The 22,462-nt window shown below is 70.5% G+C and carries 20 protein-coding genes; 5 read left to right on the top strand and 15 right to left on the bottom strand.

All coding sequences use genetic code 11. The features are described 5' to 3' along the window. Positions 1–120 precede the first annotated feature (120 nt). Positions 121–552: a DoxX family protein gene (locus ACQPXB_RS17975; protein WP_366578098.1), complete on the top strand. Its 432-nt coding sequence runs from the start codon at positions 121–123 to the stop codon at positions 550–552. Positions 553–602: 50 nt separating this feature from the next. Here the strand turns inward: ACQPXB_RS17975 and groL are convergent, their stop codons facing one another. From groL to ACQPXB_RS17930, 9 genes are all read right to left on the bottom strand, one after another. Then, positions 603–2,294 (bottom strand): chaperonin GroEL, encoded by a 1,692-nt coding sequence (groL, locus tag ACQPXB_RS17970; protein ID WP_366578097.1) that lies wholly within the window; start codon positions 2,292–2,294, stop codon positions 603–605. Positions 2,295–2,326: 32 nt separating this feature from the next. Next, the gene (locus ACQPXB_RS17965; RefSeq protein WP_366578095.1) at positions 2,327–3,352 is read right to left on the bottom strand and encodes an NAD(P)-dependent alcohol dehydrogenase; all 1,026 of its coding nucleotides are present in this window, start codon (positions 3,350–3,352) and stop codon (positions 2,327–2,329) included. Then, entirely contained in the window at positions 3,349–4,098 is a 750-nt protein-coding gene (locus tag ACQPXB_RS17960; protein WP_386953469.1) for an iron-sulfur cluster assembly protein, read from the bottom strand. Before ACQPXB_RS17960 ends, ACQPXB_RS17965 begins: the two co-directional genes overlap by 4 nt. Beyond that, positions 4,095–5,132 carry an amidohydrolase family protein gene (locus ACQPXB_RS17955; RefSeq protein ID WP_432853474.1) on the bottom strand — a complete coding sequence of 346 codons (1,038 nt, stop codon included), beginning with the start codon at positions 5,130–5,132 and terminating at the stop codon, positions 4,095–4,097. The genes ACQPXB_RS17960 and ACQPXB_RS17955 overlap by 4 nt, the downstream gene beginning before the upstream one ends. A 58-nt stretch (positions 5,133–5,190) precedes the next feature. Beyond that, a complete protein-coding gene (gene mimD, locus ACQPXB_RS17950) occupies positions 5,191–5,562 on the bottom strand; it encodes a propane 2-monooxygenase effector subunit MimD (RefSeq protein WP_366578090.1) in 372 nt (123 codons plus the stop codon). Beyond that, complete coding sequence (locus ACQPXB_RS17945; RefSeq protein ID WP_432853471.1) at positions 5,559–6,728, bottom strand: toluene hydroxylase; 1,170 nt, start codon at positions 6,726–6,728, stop codon at positions 5,559–5,561. The genes mimD and ACQPXB_RS17945 overlap by 4 nt, the downstream gene beginning before the upstream one ends. A 60-nt stretch (positions 6,729–6,788) precedes the next feature. Then, a complete protein-coding gene (locus tag ACQPXB_RS17940) occupies positions 6,789–7,838 on the bottom strand; it encodes an NADH:ubiquinone reductase (Na(+)-transporting) subunit F (RefSeq protein ID WP_432853468.1) in 1,050 nt (349 codons plus the stop codon). A gap of 115 nt (positions 7,839–7,953) precedes the next feature. After that, a complete protein-coding gene (locus tag ACQPXB_RS17935; protein WP_366578086.1) occupies positions 7,954–9,606 on the bottom strand; it encodes a methane monooxygenase in 1,653 nt (550 codons plus the stop codon). Positions 9,607–9,772: 166 nt separating this feature from the next. Beyond that, complete coding sequence (locus tag ACQPXB_RS17930) at positions 9,773–10,012, bottom strand: hypothetical protein (protein WP_366578084.1); 240 nt, start codon at positions 10,010–10,012, stop codon at positions 9,773–9,775. A gap of 160 nt (positions 10,013–10,172) precedes the next feature. Between ACQPXB_RS17930 and ACQPXB_RS17925 the strand changes: the two genes are divergently transcribed. Both ACQPXB_RS17925 and ACQPXB_RS17920 read left to right on the top strand, forming a co-directional pair. Further along, positions 10,173–12,008 (top strand): sigma-54-dependent Fis family transcriptional regulator, encoded by a 1,836-nt coding sequence (locus ACQPXB_RS17925; RefSeq protein WP_366578082.1) that lies wholly within the window; start codon positions 10,173–10,175, stop codon positions 12,006–12,008. Between the two features lie 104 nt (positions 12,009–12,112). After that, on the top strand, positions 12,113–12,916 hold the full coding sequence (locus ACQPXB_RS17920; protein WP_432853463.1) for an esterase/lipase family protein: 804 nt from the start codon (positions 12,113–12,115) through the stop codon (positions 12,914–12,916). Here the strand turns inward: ACQPXB_RS17920 and ACQPXB_RS17915 are convergent. Genes ACQPXB_RS17915 through ACQPXB_RS17905 form a run of 3 tightly spaced genes read right to left on the bottom strand, consistent with a single transcriptional unit; the run spans position 12,906 to position 15,771 of the window. Continuing rightward, on the bottom strand, positions 12,906–13,739 hold the full coding sequence (locus tag ACQPXB_RS17915; protein WP_366578078.1) for an ABC transporter permease: 834 nt from the start codon (positions 13,737–13,739) through the stop codon (positions 12,906–12,908). The two genes, ACQPXB_RS17920 and ACQPXB_RS17915, sit on opposite strands and share 11 nt — an antisense overlap. Next, positions 13,736–14,647, bottom strand: coding sequence for an ABC transporter ATP-binding protein (locus ACQPXB_RS17910; protein ID WP_366578076.1), 912 nt, complete (start codon positions 14,645–14,647; stop codon positions 13,736–13,738). Before ACQPXB_RS17910 ends, ACQPXB_RS17915 begins: the two co-directional genes overlap by 4 nt. Then, on the bottom strand, positions 14,644–15,771 hold the full coding sequence (locus ACQPXB_RS17905; RefSeq protein ID WP_432853459.1) for a hypothetical protein: 1,128 nt from the start codon (positions 15,769–15,771) through the stop codon (positions 14,644–14,646). The genes ACQPXB_RS17910 and ACQPXB_RS17905 overlap by 4 nt, the downstream gene beginning before the upstream one ends. Positions 15,772–15,858: 87 nt before the next feature. Between ACQPXB_RS17905 and ACQPXB_RS17900 the strand changes: the two genes are divergently transcribed. Beyond that, positions 15,859–16,992 carry an alkaline phosphatase family protein gene (locus tag ACQPXB_RS17900; protein ID WP_432853456.1) on the top strand — a complete coding sequence of 378 codons (1,134 nt, stop codon included), beginning with the start codon at positions 15,859–15,861 and terminating at the stop codon, positions 16,990–16,992. A gap of 7 nt (positions 16,993–16,999) precedes the next feature. Here the strand turns inward: ACQPXB_RS17900 and ACQPXB_RS17895 are convergent, their stop codons facing one another. Both ACQPXB_RS17895 and ACQPXB_RS17890 read right to left on the bottom strand, forming a co-directional pair. Further along, on the bottom strand, positions 17,000–17,467 hold the full coding sequence (locus ACQPXB_RS17895) for a MarR family winged helix-turn-helix transcriptional regulator (protein ID WP_432853453.1): 468 nt from the start codon (positions 17,465–17,467) through the stop codon (positions 17,000–17,002). Continuing rightward, positions 17,464–18,828, bottom strand: a complete 1,365-nt coding sequence (locus tag ACQPXB_RS17890; protein ID WP_432856686.1) for an MFS transporter — start codon at positions 18,826–18,828, stop codon at positions 17,464–17,466. Before ACQPXB_RS17890 ends, ACQPXB_RS17895 begins: the two co-directional genes overlap by 4 nt. A 336-nt stretch (positions 18,829–19,164) precedes the next feature. Between ACQPXB_RS17890 and ACQPXB_RS17885 the strand changes: the two genes are divergently transcribed. Then, complete coding sequence (locus tag ACQPXB_RS17885; RefSeq protein ID WP_220239294.1) at positions 19,165–19,761, top strand: hypothetical protein; 597 nt, start codon at positions 19,165–19,167, stop codon at positions 19,759–19,761. A gap of 206 nt (positions 19,762–19,967) precedes the next feature. On the opposite strand, the gene ACQPXB_RS17880 is transcribed toward ACQPXB_RS17885, so the two are convergent. Next, positions 19,968–22,172, bottom strand: coding sequence for a phosphocholine-specific phospholipase C (locus ACQPXB_RS17880; protein ID WP_432853449.1), 2,205 nt, complete (start codon positions 22,170–22,172; stop codon positions 19,968–19,970). Positions 22,173–22,462: the final 290 nt, after the last annotated feature.

The raw sequence follows: 22,462 nt of genomic DNA, 5'->3' as shown, positions 1-22,462 counted from the left end.
CCGCGCCGGACGGCACAGCCGGTATACCTGGTCGCACGCACCGATAGGTCTGGACCATTACGGCAGCCGACCGGGGTGTCGGCCCGGCCGCGCCCCGGCACCGTCCTTTGTGGAGGTACCATGCACCGGCTGGACGCGATCCGCGACCACGCGATCGGACTCTTCCGCATCGTCGTGGGGTTCCTCTTCGCCTGCCACGGCGTGAAAACCCTCTTCGGCCTCCTCGGCGCCCACGCCCCCGCGCAGGTCGGCTCGTGGCCCGGCTGGTGGGCGGCGCTCATCCAGCTCGTGGCGGGCACGCTGGTGTGCCTCGGCATCGGCACCCGCGCGGCCGCGCTGATCGGCTCGGGGTCGATGGCCTTCGCCTACTTCACCGTCCACGCGCCGAATGACGTGCTGCCGATCCAGAACGGCGGTGAGCAGGCCGCCCTGTTCTGCTGGACGTTGCTGGTGCTGGCCTTCACCGGGCCGGGCCGGTTCGCGCTCACCGGGGCACTCGCGGCTTTCCGTGCCGCTCAACGGGAAGACCCCCGCGCACCCGTACGGGGGTGAGGTGCGCGGGGGTCGAGTCGCCCGGATCGGCAGCCCGGAACGAGAACGGATCAGCCGACCGACGGCCCCATCCCGAGCGACTGCGGAGTGCTCGCGTCGGGTGAAGGCTGGTGCAGGCCCTCGTCGAGCGGCCCGAACTCGGTCATCAGCGCCGCGCTGCCGCCCCACGGCGTCTGCTCCTCGGCGATCAGCGAGTTCGTCGTCAGCAGCAGGCCGGCGACCGACGCGCCGTTCTGCAACGCCGACCGGCACACCCGCAGCGGGTCGATGATGCCGAGCTCGACGAGGTCGCCGAAGCGCCCGACCAACGCGTCGAACCCTTCGTCGTCGCCGAGTTTCCGGGTCTGCGCCACGATCTCCTCGGCCGCGTACCCGGCGTTGCTGGCGATCAGCAGCGCCGGCGCGCTCAGCGCGCGCCGCACGATGTCGGCGCCGATGGCGTAGTCGCCTTCGAGGTCGAGACCCTCCAGTACCTTTTCGGCGTGCAGCAGGGTCGCGCCGCCGCCGGCGACCACGCCCTCCGCGATAGCGGCCCGGGTGGCCGAGAGCGCGTCCTCCACGCGGTGCTGCAGCTCCTTGAGCTCGGCCGGCGTCGCGGCGCCGACGCGGATCACCGCGACCTTGCCCGTCAGCGCGCCGATCCGCTCGGTCAGCACGTCGTCGTCGATGCCGAACTGCGCGCGCTCGCGCTCGGCCCGCAGCTGGTTCACGCGGAACTCGATGTCGTCGGCCGACCCCGCGCCCCCGACGATCTGGGTCGCGTTCTCCGTCACCCGGACCTGCTTCGCGCGGCCGAGGTGCTCCAGCTTCATCGTCTCCAGCGTGAAGCCCGAGTGCTTCGACAGCACGGCCCCGCCGACCACGGCCGCGAGGTCCTCCAGCTTGTGCAGCCGGCGGTCGCCGAAGCCCGGCGCCCGGATCGCGACGGCCTGGAACGTGCGGTTCACGTGGTTGTGCACGAGCATCGACAGCGCCGTGCCCTCCACGTTCTCCGCGATCAGCACGAGCGGGCGCGGGTTGCGCATCACCTTGTCCAGCACCGGCATCAGCTGCTGGACGTTGCTGATCTTCTCGCTGCACATGAGGATGTACGGGTCGTCGAGCACCGCTTCCAGGCGCCCGGGATCCGTGACGAGGTACGGCGAGAGGTAGCCGTTGTCGAACTCGAAGCCCTCCACGAACTCCACCGACATGCCGATGCGCGGCGACTCCTCGATCGTGACGACGCCGCTCTCCCCCACCGTGTGGAGCGCCTTGGCGATCACCGAGCCGACGGCCCCGTCGTCGTTGGCGGAGATCGCCGCGACCCGCGCGTAGTCCTCTTCGGACTTCACCGGATGCGCCATCGTCTCCAGGTGCTCGACGAGCCGGCCCACCGCCGCGTCGATGCCCCGCTTGACGAGCACGGGGTTGCCGCCGTGGGCGATCGCCCGCATGCCCTCGCCCACGATCGCCTGGGCGAGCACGGTCGCGGTCGTGGTGCCGTCGCCCACCACGTCGTTGGTCTTGATCGCCGCTTCCTTCACCAGCTGTGCGCCCATGTTCTCGAACTGGTTGCGCAGGTGGACTTCACGCGCGATCGTCACGCCGTCGTTGGTGACCACGGGCGAACCGGTGATCTTCTCGATGATCACGTTGCGCCCCTTGGGGCCCAGCGTCGACTTCACGGCCTCCGCGAGTTTGTCCACACCCGCCACCAGCAGGTCGCGGGCTTCCGAGCCGAAGCGAAGTTCCTTGGCCATGCTGCTCCTCCTGTGTGATGGGGCTGGATCGGCTAGGGGACGAGAATGGCGCGGCCCCGCACGCGGCCGGCGTCGAGATCGGCCAGCGCGTCGAGTGCCGCGTCGAGCGGGTACTGCCTGGTGTGCAAGGTGACCTTGCCCGCCTGCGCGAGCACCATCAGCTCCACGAGGTCGTTGTAGGTGCCCACCAGGTTGCCCACGATGTTGCGTTCCGTGGAGATGATGTCGATGGTCGGGATGTCGATGTTGCCGCCGTAGCCGATCACGAAGTGCGAGCCGGCCCGGCGCGTCATGGCGAACGCGTCCTGCTGCGCGCCCTGCTCGGCGACGAAGTCGAGCACCACCTCGGCGCCGTGGCCGCCGGTGAGGTCCAGGACCGCGTCGACGTGGCTGCCGTCGGCGACCACGGTGTGGTCGGCCCCGAGGTCGGCGGCCAGCTTCAGGGCGTCGACGTTGCGGTCCACGACCACCACGGTCGTCGCGGTCAGCGCCCGCAGCGACTGGATGCCGATGTGCCCGAGCCCGCCGGCGCCGTTGACGACGCACACCGTGCCCGGGGGCAGCAGCGGCACCGCCTTGCGCACGGCGTGGTAGGCGGTGATGCCGGCGTCGGCCAGCGCCGCGACGTCCTCGGGCCGGGTATCCGCGTCGAGCTTGATGCACGCGCGGGCGGAGGTGAGCAGGTACTCGGCCATCCCGCCGTCGGTGTCGATGCCGGGGAAGGCGTTGTTCTCGCAGTGCATGTCGTTGCCGGCGCGGCAGGCGTGGCACAGCCCGCAGGTCGGCGTCGGGTGCAGGATCACGGTGTCGCCGACGGCCACGTTGGTGACCGCGGAGCCGATCTCGTGCACCCAGCCCGCGTTCTCGTGCCCGATCGTGTAAGGCAGCGCGACGCCCGATTTCGCGGCCCACTGCTCCTCGATGATGTGCAGGTCCGTGCGGCACACGCCGGCCCCGCCGATCTTCACCACCACGTCGAGCGGACCGGAGACCTTCGGCTCCGGCACGTCTTCGATCACGGGCTGCTGGTGGTAAGCGTGCAACCGGACCGCCTTCATGGCGTCTCCTCCGTATCGGGGTTGTCGGTGGCCTCCGGGTAACGGGCGCGCAGCATCCCGCGGCACACCCCCGAGTTGGCGTCCTGGCTCACGCGCGTGAGCCGCGCGAGGCCGAGGTGCCGGTGCAGCTCGTCGGCCGTCACCGCCCGCCCGGTGCCCGGGTCGAGCACCAGCGGGTCGGCGTCGCCGCCGGGCAGGCCCAGCTCACGGCGGCGCTCCCGCAGCCGCTCGCGGTCCGGCGTCGGCGGCGCGTCGGCGAGCGTCAGGTCGGCCAGGCGTTCGCGGGCCACGCCGCCGGACACCATCGACCGGCACACGCGGTCGGTGCCGGCGAGCACGGCCTTGCGCAGGAAGTCGGCGCGCAGGCCGTCGAGCTCGTCGGCCGCCTCGTCGCCGAAGGAGCCGACGAAACCGGCCCGCGCCGCCACCCCCTTGTTGATCACGTCGGCGGCGAAGTGGTCCTTCAGGCGCACCACGGCCCGGCTGACGCCCGGCACCGCCGACACGGCGTCGTAGGAGTCGGCCACCATCAGGAACGCGAAGTTCGGCGCGCAGAAATACGTCGGCAGGCACAGCTCGACGACCGCCTCCCCACCCGGGTCCACCGTGGAGCTCGCCACGAAACCCAGGTCGGTCAGCGGCCGGTCCAGCTCGGGATCGCGCACGGTCCCCAGCGCCGACCAGACCGCCGCGGTGATCGCGGCGGTCTGGTCGGTGCGCGCGCCGGCGGTTCCGGCTGCCGTCACGGCGACGGAACCCCGACCGCCTCGACGGTCTCGGGATCCTTGAGCCCGAGACCTTCGGGCACGTCGAGCCCGTACAGGCGGGCCGCGTTGAGACCGAGGATCTTCTTCTTGGTCTCGACCGTGAGCTTCCCGTAGTCGGAGAACTCCTCACCGTCGGGCATCTGCCAGTCGACGAAGCCCTCCACCTGCCACTTCGGCTCCCAGATGGCGTAGTCGGCGCCGAAGAGCATCTTGTCCTCACCGACCCAGAACAGCAGCTCTCCCATGACCTTCGCGAAGAACCGCGGCCGCGCGTGCATGAGCCCGCCGATGACCACCGACAGGCCGGCGTAGACGTTGGGCTCCTGCGTGGCCATGAAGCAGAAGTCCTCGATCCGCGGCAGCCCCACGTGCTCGACGATGAAGTTGAGCTCCGGGAAGTTCGTGGCGGCGTAGTCCACGTCCTTCACGTCGAACGCGTCCTTGTCCAGGGGCCAGATCGTCGGTCCCTTGTGGACGTGGATGTTCTTCACGCCGAGCTCCTGGCACTTCTCCAGGTAGCGCGAGGCCTCCGGGTCCCGCAGGCTCCAGCCGCGCGAGTCGCCGTACCACTCGGCGGTGTAGAGCTTCGCACCCTTGCAGCCCCAGCGCTTCACGCGCTCTTCCAGGCCCTTCAGACCCGGGTCGCCGTCCCGGGGGTCCCAGTTCGTGTTGACCACGAACCGGCCCGGGTACTTCTCCGCCAGCGCCCCGTTGGCCTCAGTGGTGTTGAACCCTTCGCGGTACCACTGCCGCAGGCTCGTGGGCTGGAAGATGGCGATGTCCACGTGACCCGCGTCGAACAGGTCGTGCATCATCGTCTCTTCGTCGTACTTCTGGAACTTCTCGATCGGCCAGTGGGTCTCTTTCGGGCCGAGGCTCTGGTACGCGTGGAAGCACTCGATCCAGCCCTTGGCGTACTCCTCCTGACCCGGAACCCAGTTGGCGGGACTGGCATCCCAGAAGTGGGTGTGCCCGTCGACCACGAAGTACTTTTCGCCGTCCTTTTCGTACACGGTGCTCCTCCCGGACTGAATCGAGTGCTTCTGCCGAGTTGTGCTTCTCCGATCTCGGCTACTTGCGCGCCACGAGGTCGAAGTCGAGGTATTCGGCCGCGTCCTCGGGGTTGGCGAACATGATCGTGCGGTCGTCGAGGTGGACCATGCGCCCGTAGTGGGTGGACATGCTCTCCTCGAACTCCGCCGAGTCGAACCAGCCCTCCTCCTCGCCCGCGGCTTCGTCCACGTCGGCGAAGACGAGGTCCATGCGGCCCACGGCGTCCACGCGGATCATCGAGGGCAGTGGCGTCACGGTGACGTTGTCGAGCTTGCCCACGACCTCGGCGATGATGGCGCCGACCTGGTTGTTCATCAGGGTGAAGCCGCACATGTTCGACGCGGTGTTGTCGGACTTGAACGGGCTTTCCGCGGTTTTGAAGACAGTCACTGGCTCAGCTCCTTCGGTGCCTGCAGACCCAGGTCGGACAGGATGCCGCCGAAGCGGCTCTTGGCGCGGTCGAGGCTGTCTTCGAACCGCATGGGCTTGGCGTCGGGCTGCGACCACAGCGGCTGCATCGTGCGTGCGGCCGAAAGGCACTTGGGCACCCACGCCGAGAGCCACTTGTCGATCAGCGCACGGTTGTGGTCGGCGAACTCGCTGTCGTTGACCAGCAGCTCGAACATCGCCTTCGTGTAGCGCAGGTCGCGCTCGGAGAAGTCGAACTCCTCCGCGCCGATCAGCGTCGGGGTCACGAAGTCGCCGTTGGCCGGCGCCGCCTGCTGCACGAGCCGGCTGCGGAACAGCTCGCCCACGAGGGGCTCGAACACGATGTTCGCGGCGAAGATCGCCTCACACCAGTCCCAGATCTCCGTGAGCGCTTCGGCGGTGTCCCGCACGCCCTGCCACGCGGGGTCCTCGTTCCACGTCGCGAGGTGCGCGGTGCCGTCGAAGCCCTCGATCTCCTCGGACAGAGTGAGGTTGTACAGCGCGAGGTCCTGCGCCGCGCGGATGCGGTGCATGCTGTTCACGGAGATCGCGTTGTTGTGCATGTTGGTGGGAGCGCGCCGGTTGGCGTTGGCGAACAGGTAGAGCCCGAGGCCGTGGTCCACGTGCATCCACGCGCCGATGTGCTGCGACACGAAGCTGACCCAGTTGGGGTTCCACTGCTCGAACGCCTTCGACTGCCGCGCCGCGTCGATGTTCTGGTTGAGCTGGCGCACCACGTTGGCGTTGTAGCGGTAGAGCGTGAGCTCCCACTCCTCGTTGGGGTCGCGGAACTCGTGCCAGCCGTGCGCCGGCCACGGGTAGCCCTGGCCGCCGGAGCCGGGGCTGCGCACGGGCACGGGCCGGTCGGAACCCCAGGCCTTGAGCGCGGTCCACTCGAGCGGGTAACCGCCCTTGCCATCGGCGAAGCCGTACAGCCAGCCCTGGCTCAAGTAGTGCCGCGGGTCGGGCTGCACCTCGACGGTGACGTCCTCGTAGTGGCTCTGCTTGCGCTTTTTCGGGGTGTAGTAGTTGAATCGCCTCGCCTCGGAGTCCGGGAACTCCCTGGCGCCCGCCTCGGCATCGGTGAAGACGGGCTTGGGAACGCTGCGTTCAGCCGTCGTTGTCATGGGTTTCATTCCTTCGCGTCGGGCACTGGCCTCGTCGTTGCGTCGGTTTCCCAGCCGGACTCACGTCTCGTCCGCATCGCCGGTCGTGGTGAACTTGTCGTAGAAGATCCGCTTCTCCGGCACGCCGAGCGCCGGCAGCAGTTCCAGGGCCGCCTCCACCATGGGCGGCGGCCCGCACACGTAGACGTCGGTGCGGCCCAGGTCGGTCTCGAGCCGCCGCACCACGTCGGTGATCAGGCCGGTCTCGCCGTCCCAGTCCTCACCCTGCTCGGGTTCGGACAGCGCCGGCACGAACCGGAAACCCGGGATCTTGTCCTCGAGAGCCGTCAGCTCGCTCTCGAAACACAGGTCCCTCTTGCGACGGGCGCCGTAGTAGTAGGTCGCCTTCCGCTCGATGCCGCGCTCGGCCATGGACCGCAGCAGCGAGAGGATGGGCGCCATGCCGGCGCCGCCACCGAGGAACACCAGATCCCGCTCGGGCGCGTCCCGCAGGGTGAAGACCCCGAACGGGCCCGACACGTCGAGCCGGTCCCCGACCGACACCGCGGTGTCCAGGAAGTGCGAGAACAACCCGTCCGGGTAGATCCTGATCACGAACTCCAGCAGGCCGGAGTCCCGGCCGGGGGTGTTCGCCATCGAGAACGACCGGGTGGCCTCGTGTCCTGGGACCACGAAGTCGACGTACTGGCCGGGGAAGAACTTGAACGACTCGGCGTCGATGAGCCGGACCACGAGCCGGCGCAGGTCGTGCGTGACCTCCTCGAGGGAAACCACCTCCGCGACCGCCTCCTGGATCGGCAGTCCGGAGTGGATCATCTCCTCGTCGTAGTTGAGCAGTTCGATCGTCAGGTCCTCGTACGCGTGCGCCCGGCACAGCAGCGTGAAGCCCTCCTCCTTTTCGAAGTCGGGCAACGCGAACGTGGAGTACCGGTCGTGGTCGACGTCGTCGCCGTCGAGGATGAACGACTTACAGGAGGCGCACTGCCCCTCCTTGCACCCGTGCATGAGCATGACGCCCTGCTCGGCAGCCGCTCGCAGGATGTTCTGGTCCTCGTCGACCTCGATCTCGATGCCGACCGGTTCGAAGCGGACGTGGTGCTTGTTTCCCATCGCTTCCCTGCCTGAACGCCGGAGTTCGCACACATCCCGGGTCGCCACCGTCGGCGATCGGGTGCCACCGCGAGAGCGGCACCCGATCGCCGGCGGAGACCGGTTGTCCGTCCGATCAGGACGCTGCCCTTGCGGGCCGTCCTGCCGGACCCTGGCGGTTGTAGTCGTCCTGGAACGCGGCCCGCTGCTCGGCGTTCATCTCGTTGAGCAGCACGTTCGGGCTCTGCAGCGGCGGGCACCGGCGCAGGTGGTCCAGCGTCCACATCTTCTTCGGGTCCAGGTCGAGGTGCGGCTGGGCGACCAGGGTCTTGCCGTCGTCGCGGACGTAGCCCATGTCGGACACCACATCGGCCCAGTTCCAGCCGTGGTAGAGCGTCTCCCACTCGCGGGAACCGATGAGCTGGCCCATGTTCGGGGTCTCGCGGCCCTGGTACGTGGGCCGGAACGCCTCGACGTCGGTCCACCGGCAGGCTTCGTGGCAGTACGTCCGCCACTGCCCGTCGACCTCCGCCATGACCATGTCCTCACGCACGAGGCACGGGACCATGCAGGTCCAGCACCGGTGCGGGTAGACGTAGTCGACGTCTTCCAGCGCGATCGGGTTGTGCCCGTTCGGCACGGACAGGCGGCTGTAGTTCTCCCACCACTTGCCGTACTTGTCGTACCAGCCCGGGTACTTGTACTCGAACCACTCGAAGTCCTCGTCCGTCATCGGGTCGATGCGCCAGTAGTTGGCGAGCCACCCGGTGGCGAAGAACTGCGCGACTTCGTGCACGTAGCCCTTGTCCCAGATCTGCTTCCACGCTTCTTCGATCAAGTCGTGCGGAATGACCAGACCGTACTTCTCGAGCGGGACGAGATAGCTGCGGTAGTAGTCGTCGTAGATCCACCGGCGCCACATCTCCGCGTAGCTTTCCCGGTCCTTGCGGCGGTCCTTCGTGCCGTACTCGATGAAGGTGCCGATGGCCGCGTCGACCACCCGGTGGTTGTTCCACCACGCGTAACGCAGGTCGCGTTCGAGCAACTGGTGGTTGCTTTCGTCGGAAAGTGCCATCAACAGCGTGGCGTAACCGTTGCTGATGTGGCGCGACTCGTCGGACTGCACCGAGTGGAACACCGTCGGCAGCAGGTAGTCGCCATTGGCCGCGGCCTCGGCGGGCATGGCGACGAACAGCGTGTTGGTGAACGCCGTCTCGGCCACGATCGTGAGGTAGATGCTCGCCGCGGTGATGGCGTCACCGGTGATGAAGCCCTCGGCGAACTGCCGGCCGATCGTGCCGCAGTAGTCGTTCTGGAAGTTGCGCAGGCTCGAGTTGAAACCCGCCGGGTCGATGTAGTTGTTCATGTACAGGCGCTTCAGGTTCTGCTGGATCGTCGAGTGGCGTACCTCGTCGATCATCTGGATCGCCTGGCCGTTGTGCAGTTCCGGGTTCGGCACCGTGCGGAACAGCAGCGGCATGGCCCGCGCCGCGGAGATCTCCGGCAACGGGATGATGGACAGGAACAGCTTCTGCCACTCCAGCCACCGTTCCTGGACCTGCCGGAACATGTTGCCTCGGATGGCGCCGTCCTCGGCCCCGTAAACGCGGTGATCCTTTTCCTCTTGCATCGGGAAGTAGGAACGGAGCACCTGCTTGAGCGGGTCCTTCTTCTTGGCCTTGTGGAACGTGTAATCGGTTCCGTAGTGCGACACCGGCTGGTGGTACACCGGTTCCCACGACAGCTCCTGGATCTTCTGGTGGGCTTTCGCCACGCTCTGGCGGCTCATGGTCTCTCCTTACCCGTCGCGCCACGACGGCTGCTGGCTCGCCCTGCCCGTACCTCGGTACCCGGTTCACCCGGTGCGGACCGGGGCGTCAAGTCCTGCGAACACGATTAAGGGGGCGGCCCGCGGAACCGCGAGTCTCAATACGAGACAAGCCGCGGAGATTTTTTCAGCCGTCCTCCATCATCGCGGCCCGCAGCTGGGCCAGCTGCGACTCCTTCTCGTGCTGGATGCGTACGTCTCCTTCCGCCGTAGGGGTGATCCCGAGCGCACGCAGCAGTTCCGCGGCCGGCTCGCCGGGCGGGCCGCCGGAGCCAAGCGTCGGGTGCAGCCCGATGTCCACGAGGTGGCGGAACACCAGGTCGACAACCGTCCAGGGGTTGTACGTCTCCTCGGTTTGTTCATCCATTCGGGTCCTCCTGCGCGCTGGTCCGGACTACCCCATGAGAACCCCGCGCGCGCAAGGAGCGCGTCTCAAGGTGAGACCCGCGCTGGACACGTGTCCTAAGCTGGGCACGACCCGGTACTGCGACACAACGACGTGGGCAGCGACAGGAGGTCGAGCCGTGGTGAAGAGTCCACCCGCCCGCCAGGTCGCACCGAACCCGGCCGCGATCCTGCCCGACGAGGACGGTCTGGCGAGGACCCGGATTCGCTTTCTGACATCGGAAACCATTGAGCCGGACCAAGTCCGCGAGGCGATCCTCGCCTCGTGGTGGCGGTCGCGGCACTTCCGCGTGCCCGCCGATCGCATCGACCTGCCCTACCTCGGCGAGGTCAACCTCGACACTCCCTTGATCCACAGCGCGAAACTCGTCATGCAACGCCTCGGCGACCAGCTGGACGGGCAGCCGATCAGCATGATCCTCGCCGACCCGACCGGCACGGTGCTGAGCCAGCGCACCGGCGACACCGATCTGCACCGCCACCTCGAACGGGTGGAACTGGTCCCCGGCTTCAGCTACGGCGAGAAGTTCGTGGGCACCAACGGCATCGGCACCGCGCTGGAGGACGACCAGCCGACGCACGTGTTCGGCCACGAGCACTACGCCGAGCACCTGGAGAACCTCGCGTGCGCGGGCGTTCCCATCCACCACCCGATCTCCGGGAAGATGATCGGCGCCGTCGACCTGACGTGCTGGCGCAAGGACGCGGGCGGGCTGCTGATCGCGCTCGCGCGCAGCACGGCCGAGCAAATCCAGCAGGCGCTGCTGACGCACAGCAACCTGCGCGAGCTGATCCTCTTCCAGTCCTACCTGCAGGCGTGCCGCCGCACGACCGGCATCGTGATGGCGTTCAACGACGACATCGTGATGATGAACGACAGCGCGCGCCAGCTGCTCAACTCCGCCGACCAGTCGATCCTGCTCGGGCACGCGGCGCAGGCGCTGTCGGAATACCGGCGCAACACCGCGACCGTGACGCTCTCGGGCGGGGGCAAGGTCAAGATGCACTGCCGCCGCGTGCCGGGCCAGCACGAGGACGACGTCGTGGGCGGCGTGCTCTCGGTGAAGCTGATCGTCTCGGAGGCCGAGTCGAGCGGCGTGCCCGTGCCGATGCTGCCGATGTTCCTGCCGGGCCTGGTCGGTTCGGCACCGTCGTGGCTGCGGTGCACGCACGACGTCGACGCCGGCTACAGCCGCGGCGAGTGGCTCGTGCTTGCGGGAGAGCCGGGCACCGGGAAGCTGAGCCTCGCCAAGGGCGTGCACCAGCGGCGCAACCCGACCGGCCGGCTGCACACGCTCGACGCGCGCGAGGCGGCGGAGGACGACTGGCTCTGCGACCTCCGGCGCGACCTGATCGACGATCCGGTCGACACGCTCGTGGTGCAGCACCTGGAGTCGCTGCGCGGCGAGCAGCTGAAGGCGTTCTCCGGGGTGCTCGAAGAAGTGCGTACCGCGTACGGCGCCAACGCGCCGTGGCTCGCGGTCACGCTGGCCCCGGAGGCCGAAACGACGCCGGACCTGGCCGAGTCGCTGGCGTTCTTCCCGCGGACGGTGACCGTGCCGCCGCTGCGCCGCCACATCGACGACCTGACCGAGCTCGTGCCGTTCTTCCTCGCGAAGCTCTCGCGCGGCAGCCGGCTCTCGTGCTCGCCGACGGCGCTGCACCTGCTGATGCGCGCCGACTGGCCGGACAACACCGCGCAGCTGTACCAGGTGCTCAAGAAGGTCGCGCAGCACCGGCGGCTCGGAGCGATCCAGCCGAGCGACCTGCCGGCCGAGTACCAGGCCATCGCGAAACGGCCGCTGAAGGGGCTCGAGTCGATCGAGCGCGACGCGATCGTGCGCAGCCTCGAGGAGGCCCACGGCAACAAACCGCGCGCGGCGCAGCTGCTCGGCATCTCGCGCGCGACGATCTACCGCAAGATCCACGAGTACGGCATCGTCACGCCCGACCACTGAGTTGTTGAAACCCTGAGTGGTTGAAACGCTGAGCGTTCGAACCGCTGGGCGCTCGGAACGCTCAGCTCACGGAGGTCCCGCACGCCCGGGATCATCATGGAACCATGAGGTGGCCGGGTGTGCGAGCGCTGAGCCCGCGGCGTCGGCTGCTCGTCGCTGCCGTGGCGCTCTTCGTGGTGGCCGCCGGCGTGGTCACGGCGGTGTCCGTCGGCGGCGGCTCCGGCGTACCTCGTGCCGGGAGCCCCGCGCAGGACACGCCCGGGCCGGTGCTGCTGGTGCCCGGCTACGGCGGGGGCCGGGACTCGCTCGAACAGCTGGCCGGCCGCATCCACCAGGCCACCGGCCGGGACACCGAGGTGCTCACCCTCGCCGGCGACGGCACCGGCGATCTCCTGCAGCAGGTGGACGTGCTGACGCAGGCCGTCGAACGCGCGTACGCCGGCGGAGCCCCGTCGGTGGACGTGATCGGCTACTCGGCGGGCGGGGTCGTCGCGCGGCTGTGGGTCGCGCGCGAAGGCGGTGAGCACCAGGCGCGCCGCGTGATCACGCTCGGCGCGCCGATGCACGGCACCACGCTCGCCACCGCGGGCGGCGTGCTCGCGCCGAGTGCGTGTCCCACGGCCTGCCGCCAGCTCACGCCCGGCAGCGCCCTGCTGCGGCAGCTGCCGCCGATCCCGCCGGGCCTGCCGTGGCTTTCGGTGTGGACGCGGCTCGACCGGACCGTGACGCCGCCGGAGTCGGCGCGGCTCGACGGCGCGGTGAACGTGGCACTGCAGCAGGTGTGCCCCGCCGACACCGCCGCGCACGGCGACCTGCCGACGGACCCGGCCGTGACCGGTCTCGTGCTGAACGCGATCGGCACGGCGCCGTTGTCGGTGCCGGCTTCGTGCGCGGCGCTCAGCTCGTGACGTCCTTGGTCGCGAAGTTCGCCCACGCGGCGCCGAAGAACACCACGATGTAGCCGGCCTGCAGCAACAGCCCGCGGTCGATGTTGTGCCACAGCACGGGATCGCGGAAGAAATCGAGCCACGACAGCCAGTAGTGCGTGGGCAGGTACGGCTTCACCGGCGCGGCCGCGTCGAGCGTCTCCAGGACCGAGCTCGTGATGAGCACGGCCAGCCCGCCGAGCGCGGCCCCGAGCGCCGAGTCCGCCAGCGTCGACAGGAACATCGTGATCGCCGCGAACCCGAGCATCGACAACACGATGTAGGCCACGGCCCCCAGCAACCGCAACGCGAGCGACGACGAGCTGAGCGACGTGCCCGACAACGTCACGACCTGGGCCGCCTGGCCGCCCGCCCCGACCTCGCCGCCCGTGCCGAACAACAGGATCCCGATCACCAGCGACGTGAGGACCACGATCGCGATCGCCGCCGTCACGTACACCGCGAGCGCCACGAGCTTGGCCGTCAGCAGCCGCGTCCGCCCGGCCGGGCGCGCCAGCAGATATCGCAGCGTGCCGCCCGAGGCCTCCCCCGCCACCGAGTCCCCGGCCACGACCGCCACCGCGATCGGCAGGAACAGCGGCAGCACCAGCGCGAGCGCGGCCGCCGGGTACAGCGACCCGTCGCTCACCACCGCCGACAGGAACGCCCCGCCCTGCCCCGGAGGCGGCGCGAAGTCCGCGGTCGCCAGGAACACCGCCACGATCGCCGGCAGCAGGCACAACAGCAGCACGCTCACCCACACGCGCGGGCGCAACGCGAGCTTGCGCAGTTCGACGCCGATCACCGCGTGCCTCCGAAGCGGTCCGAGCCGTGGCTCGTCACGTCGAGGACGACCTGTTCCAAGGTGCGGTGCTCCTCCCGCAGGTCGCTCACCCGGACGCCCGCGCTCACGAGGCGGGTGTTGAGCTCCGCGGCGTCGGCGTAGCGGACGACGAGGTGTTCGCCGTCGCGGTGTTCGAGGTGTCCGTCGAGCACGGCGGCGGCCGCGGCGGGGTCGGGCGTACGGAGCAGGACGCGCCCGGTGGCGCCGCGCAGAGCGGCGACCTCGCCGTCGAGCACCAGGCGGCCGTGGTCGACGATGCCGACGCGGGTGCACAGCTGCTCGATCTCGGTGAGCAGGTGGCTGGACAGGAAAACCGTGGTGCCATTGCGGTTGAGCTCCAGCAGCAGCTCCCGGATCTCCTTGATGCCCTGGGGGTCGAGGCCGTTGGTGGGCTCGTCGAGCACCAGCAGCCGCGGGCCGTCGAGCAGGGCGCCGGCCAGCCCGAGGCGCTGGCGCATGCCCAGCGAGTACGCCTTGACCGGCCGCCGGTCGACGCCGGCGAGACCCACGCGTTCCAACGCCTCCTCGATGCGCCGCCGGCGGGTGCGCCGGCCGCGGTGTCGGCCGGCGGCGTCGAGCAGCGCCAGGTTGCGCCGGCCCGAAAGGTGCGGGTAGGCGGCGGGGCCCTCGACGAGCGCGCCGACGTCGGGCAGCACGTCGGCGAGCCGTTTCGGCACCGGCTGCCCCAGCACCTCGATCTCGCCGCTCGTGGCGTAGACGAGCCCGAGCAGCATCCGCACGAGCGTGGTCTTGCCGGACCCGTTCGGGCCGAGGAAGCCGTAGCGGTCGCCTTCGCGGACCTCCAGGTCGACGGCGTCGACGGCCACGGTCCGGCCGTACCGCTTGGTCAGCCCGCGCGTGACGATCATCGGCCGCTCCGGCGCAGCGTGGCCAGGTCGGCCGCGGCCGCGGCCAGCACCGGCGGGGTGACCAGACCGGCGAGCAGGTATCCGCGCCGCGAGCTCGGCGGGCGCACGATCGCCAGCGACAACGGCGTGACCGCGAGCTGCACGGCCGAGCCCTGCGGCAGCGTGATGGCGGTTCCGCCCGCCTTGGCGGCGGCGTCCGCCGCGCCGTCGGCGACCGCGCGCGGCACGGCGACCACGGCGAACGTCGCGAGGCCCGAACCGTAGAGCGCGGCGCCCTGCACGCCACCGAAGTTCGCGGCGCGCACCGGCCGGCCGCCGAGCGTCGGCGGCAGCCGGACGCGGCCCAGCGCGCCCAGCGCGTTCGACAGGTCCGGCGCATTGGTGGCCGTGAAGCCGCTGCCCGGCGCGGGCACCGGCGTGGTGACGACGGGGGCGGTCTGCTCGACGTCCTCGAACTCCGCGGTGAGCATCGGCGCCTGCTGTCCCCGCGCGGTCACCTCGACGCGCAGCGGCAGCCCGGTCCCCGGATCGGCCCACACGTCGACGCCGCCGATCGTCGTCTGCGGGTCGGCGGGCACCAGGCGGAAGCCGGCGGCCGGCACACCCGCGACGGTGCGCGGCGGCAGCGCGCTCACCGGGTCCGTGGGCGCGGACCGCAGTGCCCACCGCGCCAGCTCGGGGGGCAGCAGGTCACCCGCGCGCGGCAGCCGCACGGCCGGGTCGCCCGTCAGCTTCGTCAGCATGTTCGCCCCGTAGTCCCAGGTGTATTCGCCTTCGGGCAGGTGGTAGACGTCGTGCTCCCCCGTCGTGGTCAGCACCGCCACGCGGTAGCGGTCGGGCGCGGCGTACCAGGCGCGCGTGGTCGTGGTGGTGGAGAACAGGGCCGACACGTCGGCGAGGTCGGGCAGCTCGGGGATCGCCAGCGAGCCCCGGCTCTGTGCGAGGCCCTGGTACGGCTTTGCGGCCGAACCCAGCACGAGGTCACGCAGGTGCCCGGCGCCGGTGGCCGGCCCGGCGGGCCGCAGCGCGGCGACGAGCGAAGGCAGCGCCACCAGCGCGAGGGCCACGACGGCGACCACCGCCCAGCGACGACCGCGCTCACGTCGCACGACGGACACCGGCATCACCTCTGGTCCCTTTGTACGCCACGAAACCGCGTGACCCCCGTTTCCGAATCCTTACGCCGGCCCTGTCGCCTTAGGGTGAGGCCCATGGAAGATCTCGCGCAGCGGTACGCGGCGGGCACCCTCGCCGACGTCGTCCCCTCGGCGCTCGCCGGGCTCGGCGTCGCCGGTGAACGGAACGCGCTCGACCTGCCCGCCGCCGACCGCGTGTGCGTGCTGCTCGTCGACGGCCTCGGCTGGACCTCACTCCAGGCGCACGCCGACGCCGCGCCGTTTCTGGCGCGGCTGTCGGCACGCCCGCTGACGGCCGGCTTCCCCAGCACGACCGCGACCAGCGTGGCGTCGCTCGGCACCGGCCTGACGCCGGGCGAGCACGGCGTGGTCGGCTATGCCTTCGAGGCCGGACGGGACGTGCTCAACGTCCTCGGCTGGCGCCGCCACACCGGCGGCAAGCCGATCGACCTGCGCGAGCGGATCGTGCCGGAGGAGCTTCAGCCGCGCCCGACCGCGTTCGAACGCGCGGCGGCGGCGGGCGTCGCCGTGCGCGTGGTCGGGCCGCGCGACCAGCGCGACAGCGGACTCACGCGAGCCGCGTTGCGGGGCGGGGAGTTCCAGGGCGTGCACGCGCTCGGCGATCTCACGGCGGCCGTCGCCGACGCGCTGGAACGGCCGCGGAGTCTCTGCTACGCCTACCACGCCGACCTCGACCTGCTCGGCCACGTGCACGGCCCCGGCAGCACGCCGTGGCTCTACCAGCTGTCCTACGTCGACCGCCTCGCCGAGACGATCGCCGGCAGCCTGCCCAGCGGCTCGGCACTGATCGTGACGGCCGACCACGGCATGGTCACCGTCGGCGAGCGCGTCGACTACGACGCCGAACCCGTGTTGCAGGCCGGTGTCCGCACCGTCGGCGGCGAAGCCCGCGCGCGCCACGTCTACACGGTCGAGGGCGCGGCGCCCGACGTGCGCGCCGCATGGCGCGAAACCCTCGGCGAGAAGGCCTGGGTACTCGGCCGCGAAGAAGCCGTCGCGGCCGGCTGGTTCGGCCCGCGCGTCGCCGACGCCGTGCTCCCCCGCATCGGCGACGTCGTCGTCGCGGCCCGCGGGAGGACGGCCGTCGTCCGCACCGCGGCCGAACCTCGGCTGAGCCGCATGACGGGCCAGCACGGCTCGGTGACCGACGAAGAACTGTTGGTACCGCTGGCGATCGCCCGCGCCTGACCGTCCGTTATGGACGTTCGGGGTGCGGCGGGCCGGTCTCGGCGAGCTGGTCGATGGCGCCCACGAGCTCGGCCAGCGCCGGAATGGCCGACGCGATCAGGTGCCGCCAAGCCGGGTGCAGCCGGTCGATCGCGGCGGCGAGGATCTCGGCGTTGTGGTGCTTGTAGCGGTCCACTGCCGCCTGCCCGCTCTCGGTCAGTTCGAGTTCGACCGTCCGCCGGTCCTCGCTGCCGCTGGTGCGCGTGACGAGGTCGCGCGCCCGCAGGCCGGTGACCATGGTCGTGACGGAGTTCGGCGCCAGCTTCAGCAGCTGGGCAACCCGGCTCGGGCGCGCGCCGGGGTTCTCGGCCAGGCACGAGAGCAGTTCGAGCTGCGCGACCGACAGCGTGTTGTCCGGGTCGGCCGTGCGCGCGGCGCGGCGCATGGCGCGCCGGAGGCGGGCGACGACGTCGGCGAGATTCGGTTCGGGCGTCATGCGGTACGGGGTCGGGAGCCGGCGGCGAGACCCGTGCCGGCGGCCAGCACCGCCGCCACGGCCAGGGCGACGAGCGCGAGCGGCCGGCCGCCGGTTCCCCCGGCGTGCAGGCACAACGTCACCAGTGCCACGCCCAGCGCCGTGCCGAGTCCGCGGGCCATGTTCACCAGACCTCCTCCGGTGGCCGACATCCGCGTGGGGATGGCGCCCATGACGGCCGAGTTGTTCGCCGGGATGAACACTCCCAGACCGAGCCCCACCGCGAACAGCGACACGCCTGTTTCCCACGGACCGGACACCCCGGCCAGCACCGCGCAGCCGACCGCCGCCAATGCCGCCCCGGCGCCGATGCGGACGCGGGAGCCGAGCGCCGCGGGCAGCACGCGATCGGCGGCCACGGCGGCGACCGCGAAGCCGGCGGGCAGGCTCGTGAGCACCACGCCGGTCGCGCCGTGCGCGCCCAGGACCTGCGGCAACAGCGCCAGCGGCCCGAACAGTACGAGGTAGCCGCACAGCGCGCCCACCAGCCCGAACGACACGACCGGCGGCCGCAGCACCGCGAGGCGCAGGATCGGGCTCGCCGCCGAGTTCTCGCGCAGCACGAACGCGCCGGCCGCCACCACCGACGCCACGAACAGCGCCGGCACGGTCCAGCCGGGCAGCGCCAGCCCGGACAGGCCCGAGATCGCCAGCAGCAGCGCGGTCGACGCCGTGGCCAGCAGGGCCACGCCCGCGCCGTCGAAGCGGCCCAGCGGTGTGCGCTCGCGGGTGCGTGGCAGCAGGTACCGCCCGGCGACCAGGCCGACGAGGCCGACCGGCGCGTTGACCAGGAACACCCACCGCCAGCCCACGGTGTCCACGAGCAGCCCGCCGACCGCGGGCCCGAGCGCGAGACCGAGCGCCTGCGCGGCGGCCTGCACCCCGAGCGCCGCGCGCATCTTCTCGCGGCGCACGCTGCCCACGACCAGCGCGACGCTGTTGGCCTGCAGCATCGCCGCGCCGAGCGCCTGCACCACGCGGAACACGACGAGCCACGTCAGCGTCGGCGCCAGCCCGCACGCGATCGACGCCGCGGTGAACACGCCGAAGCCGTAGCCGTAGGTCAGCTTGCGGCCGTAGGCGTCCGCGAGGCGGCCGACCGCGGCGAGCAGCCCCACCAGCGTGAGCAGGTAGGCCAGCGACACCCACTGCACCGCCGCCAGTGGCTCGGAGAACTCGCGCTGCAGCGCCGGGAACGTGAGCGTGACGATGCTGGCGTCCAGCTGGCCCATGAACGCGCCGAAGCACACCGCGCCCACCGCGAACCACCCCGCGAACCGGTGCTCACGCACCACGCGCGGCCGGGGCCGCTCCACCAGCATCGCCACAGCGGCCCCCTTCGCCGACAGTTCGTTCTCACACAGAACTACTTTGCCGGGAACTTGGCCACCTCAACGCGATCAATGCCACACAACTAACTCTGTACCCGAATGATCGACGCAACCCACCAGCGAGATCGCGTCGGTGTTTCGTCGGGGCGGTCCGATCGGCCGCCAGGCTGATCCGACCGGCCCGACGAAACACCGACTCAAAGGCGATCTCGCACGCCCCGCCGGAGGCGGGGCCAACAACGCTGTCGCACATTGAGACACGCAAGCCGGCCGAGGTGCGGTGTGATGGCGGCAACACTCGCACCGGCAGGACAGGAGCGTCCCGGGATGTCCCAACCCACGGCACCGGTCAAGAACGCGCGCCAGCTCAGGACTCCGCTGGCGCTCGCGCTGGCCGACCTCGCGGCGATCTTCGACGACCTGCAGTTCACGCTGCGCTGTTGCGAGCGCCTGGTCGTCGAGCTCGAACGTGGCGAGGCGCAACGTGACCCCGTGCTGATCGAATCGCTGTGGGTCTCGGCCTTGAACTCGTACGCGCGCTGCTTCCGCCCCGGCGAGCGCGGCATGGGCCTGACCGAGGACGACCTCAAGGCCACCGGTGTGCAGGGCGAGGTGCTCGAGTGGCACGGGCTGCTGCGCAAGATCCGCAAGCACCTGGTGCTCGGCGAGGCCAACCCGCGCGAGGTCTACTCGATCGGGGTCTCGCAGGCGGCCGACGGGAGCCCCGAGGGCATCGTGATCACCTCGGCGATCCACCCGCTCGTCGACGACCTCACCGTCCGCCAGACCGGCCGGCTCGCCTTCGAGCTGAGCCGCCTGCTCGACGAGCGCATCAAGGAGCACCAGAAGAAGGTGTTCGCCGCCGTCGAGGAGCTGCCGAAGGGCAAGCTCGACGAGCTGCCCGACATCGAGATCACCAGCTGAGCCGAGCCCGGACCGGCTGAGACCGGCCGGGACGGCCGCGTGACACCCGGCCGCGAAACGCACGGGCCCATCGGGCACTCAAGCGCGAGAAACGGGCACACCGCCGCCGCGGCGGGTGCGCCACGCCAGGCCCGGGCGATGACCTGGTGTGGGCGCGGGTGCGCGAGCCTTCCCTCGCGCACCCGCGCCCTTGCCACGTTCCGGCGTCAGCCGGTGATGCTGTCCGAACCGTCCTCGAGGTGGCCGGCGTAGCGGCGCGCCCAGGACTTGTCGCCGTCCAGGGTCACGGTCACGTCGTACCAGCCGTGGTCCGAACCGCACGGGTCGACCGAGTGCAGCGCGCGGCCGTGCGCGGGCACGCGGTAGGTCTTCGGACGGTCGTCGGAGTACTGGTTGTGCTTCACGGTGAAGGTGACCGGCCGCGAGCCGTCGTTTTCCAGCTCCAGCAGCAGCCGCGGCCGCGAGCCGAAGCCGAGGATGCCGTCGAAGTAGGCGGCGGTGACCTTCGCGGTGCGGCCGGCGGCGTCGAGGTCACCGGTGAACTGGCGCAGGAAGCGGTTCGGGCCCACCACGGTGAGGTCGTAGCGGTTGCCGGCCAGCGGCACCGAACCCGGCGTGGTCTTGTCCCAGACCGTGCTCGACGGCGCCACCGTGTACTGGCCCGGGAACTTCGCCGGGTAGTCCTTGAGCGACGGGGTCGCCTGGGTGTTGTCGTACACGGCGAAGTGGCTGGCCTTGCGCACGTGCTTGCCGTTGTTGCTGAACGACAGCTTCGCCTGCGTCGAGTCGAGCGAGGTGGTGAACCCGTCGAGGTTTGCGTTCGGCTGGTACGGCAGCGCACGGGCCTTCTTGGTGCCCGGCTCCTGCTTCGGCATCTTGTTCGTGGTCACCGGCGGCTGGTACGAACCACCCGCCGGGTCGCCGATCACGGTGGTCTTCGGCAGCCGCGGCAGGCCGTACACCGGCGAGTGGAAGTCGAACGCGCCCGTCAGGTCACCGCACACGCTGCGGCGCCACGCGCTGATGTTCGGGCAGTGCGCGGTCTTGCCGAGCGCCTCGGTCCACTTCTCCAGGAACTGGATCACCGACGTGTGGTCGGAGACCTCCGAGGTCACCCAGCCACCGCGCGTCCACGGCGAGATCAGCAACAGCGGCACGCGGAACCCGAGACCCACGGGCATCGGCTGGGTGAGGCCGGCACTGGCGAGCGCGCCGGAGGCCTCGAGGTAGAACTCGTCGTCGGTGCCGGGCGCGGGCACGGGCGGCGGCACGTGGTCGAACTGGCCGTCGTTCTCGTCGTAGTCGATGATCACGAGTGTCGAGTTGAAGACCTCGGGGTCGGCGTTGAGGGCCTCGAGAACGTTGTTGACGTAGTAGGCGCCGTCGTTCGGCGAACCGTCCGGGTGCTCGGAGAAGGCTTGGTTCGTGACCATCCACGAGACCTTCGCGAGCTTGCCCGCCACCACGTCGGCGCGCAGCGCGTCGGTGAGGTTGTCGGCGTTGGCGCTCAGGCCGGTGTGCGGCTCGGGGACGATCGCCACGCCGTTGTCGTAGAACACGTTGCCGGGCGCGGCGGTGCCGCCCTGCGACGGGTCGAGCTTGGCGAAGGTGTCGAAGTACTCGACACCGTTGTCACCATAGTTGTCGGAGCCCTGGTAGACCTTCCACGAGTGGCCGGCCTTCTGCAGCGACTCGGCGTAGGTCTCCCACAGCAGGTGCTTGCCGAGCTCGTCGCCGCCGTTGAAGGCCACGTAGTCGCCGTGCAACTTGTCGGCGTTGATCGAGCCGCTCCACAGGTAGGTGCGGTTCGGGCCGGTCGCGCTGAGCACGGAGCAGTGGTAGGCGTCGCCGACGGTGTAGGTGTCGGCCAGCGCGTAGTGGAACGGGATGTCCGAGCGGTCGAGGTAGCCGAGCGTGGTCGGGCCGCCCTTGGCGTAGTACCAGCCGTTCATGAGGCCGCCGTACCAGGCGCCGTGCTGGTCGTCCCAGCTGTGCGAGGTGCCGCCGTAGCCCTGCGCGCCGACCTCGGAGGTGGGCGGCTGGTGGTTGGCCGGGTACTGCGACACCTTGGCGTCGGACAGCTTCCACGGGTACTGGGTGGTCGTGCCCGGAGCGGTGGGCGCCGTCGTGGGCTGCTGGAACACCGAGTTGCCGCCGGGCAGCGTGATCGCCGAGCGGTCGCCGAAGCCGCGGACGCCCTTGAGCGAGCCGAAGTAGTGGTCGAAGCTGCGGTTCTCCTGCATCAGGATCACCACGTGCTTGATGTCCCGCAGGTCGCCGTGCCGCTTCGCCGGCACGGCCGGCCGGGGCGACGCCGCGGCTTCGGTGGCGGCCGGCCCGCCGCCGACGACCGCGGCACCGGTGACCGCCGCGGCTGCGCCGAGGAAACCTCTTCGGGAAAGATCGGACATGGGTGAGAACCTCCGGTAACGGCCGGCACGCGCGAGAGAGCACGTGGGACGGGCGAAACCTACGGTCGCGGAACAGTTTCGGGGCGAACTCGACCTGAACACTCCTCGACGCCCGTCGAAACCGTGGCCGGGTTCGGCCGACCGGCGCAGTCCACACCGGACAGACCGGACAGCCGGCCACCGCGAGGGCACCCGTGCGTCACGGGTTGATCACAGCCGCAACGCCGGGGACGCACAGCCGTCTTTCCCCGTGACAGCAAGCTTTTCGCGAATCCTGGGGGAATGATCAC

Origin of the sequence: Amycolatopsis sp. CA-161197 (assembly GCF_050942255.1) — a bacterium.
GTDB lineage: Bacteria > Actinomycetota > Actinomycetes > Mycobacteriales > Pseudonocardiaceae > Amycolatopsis.
The sequence above is the reverse complement of the archived record's forward strand: the minus strand, read 5'-3'. Positions and strand labels throughout refer to the sequence as shown.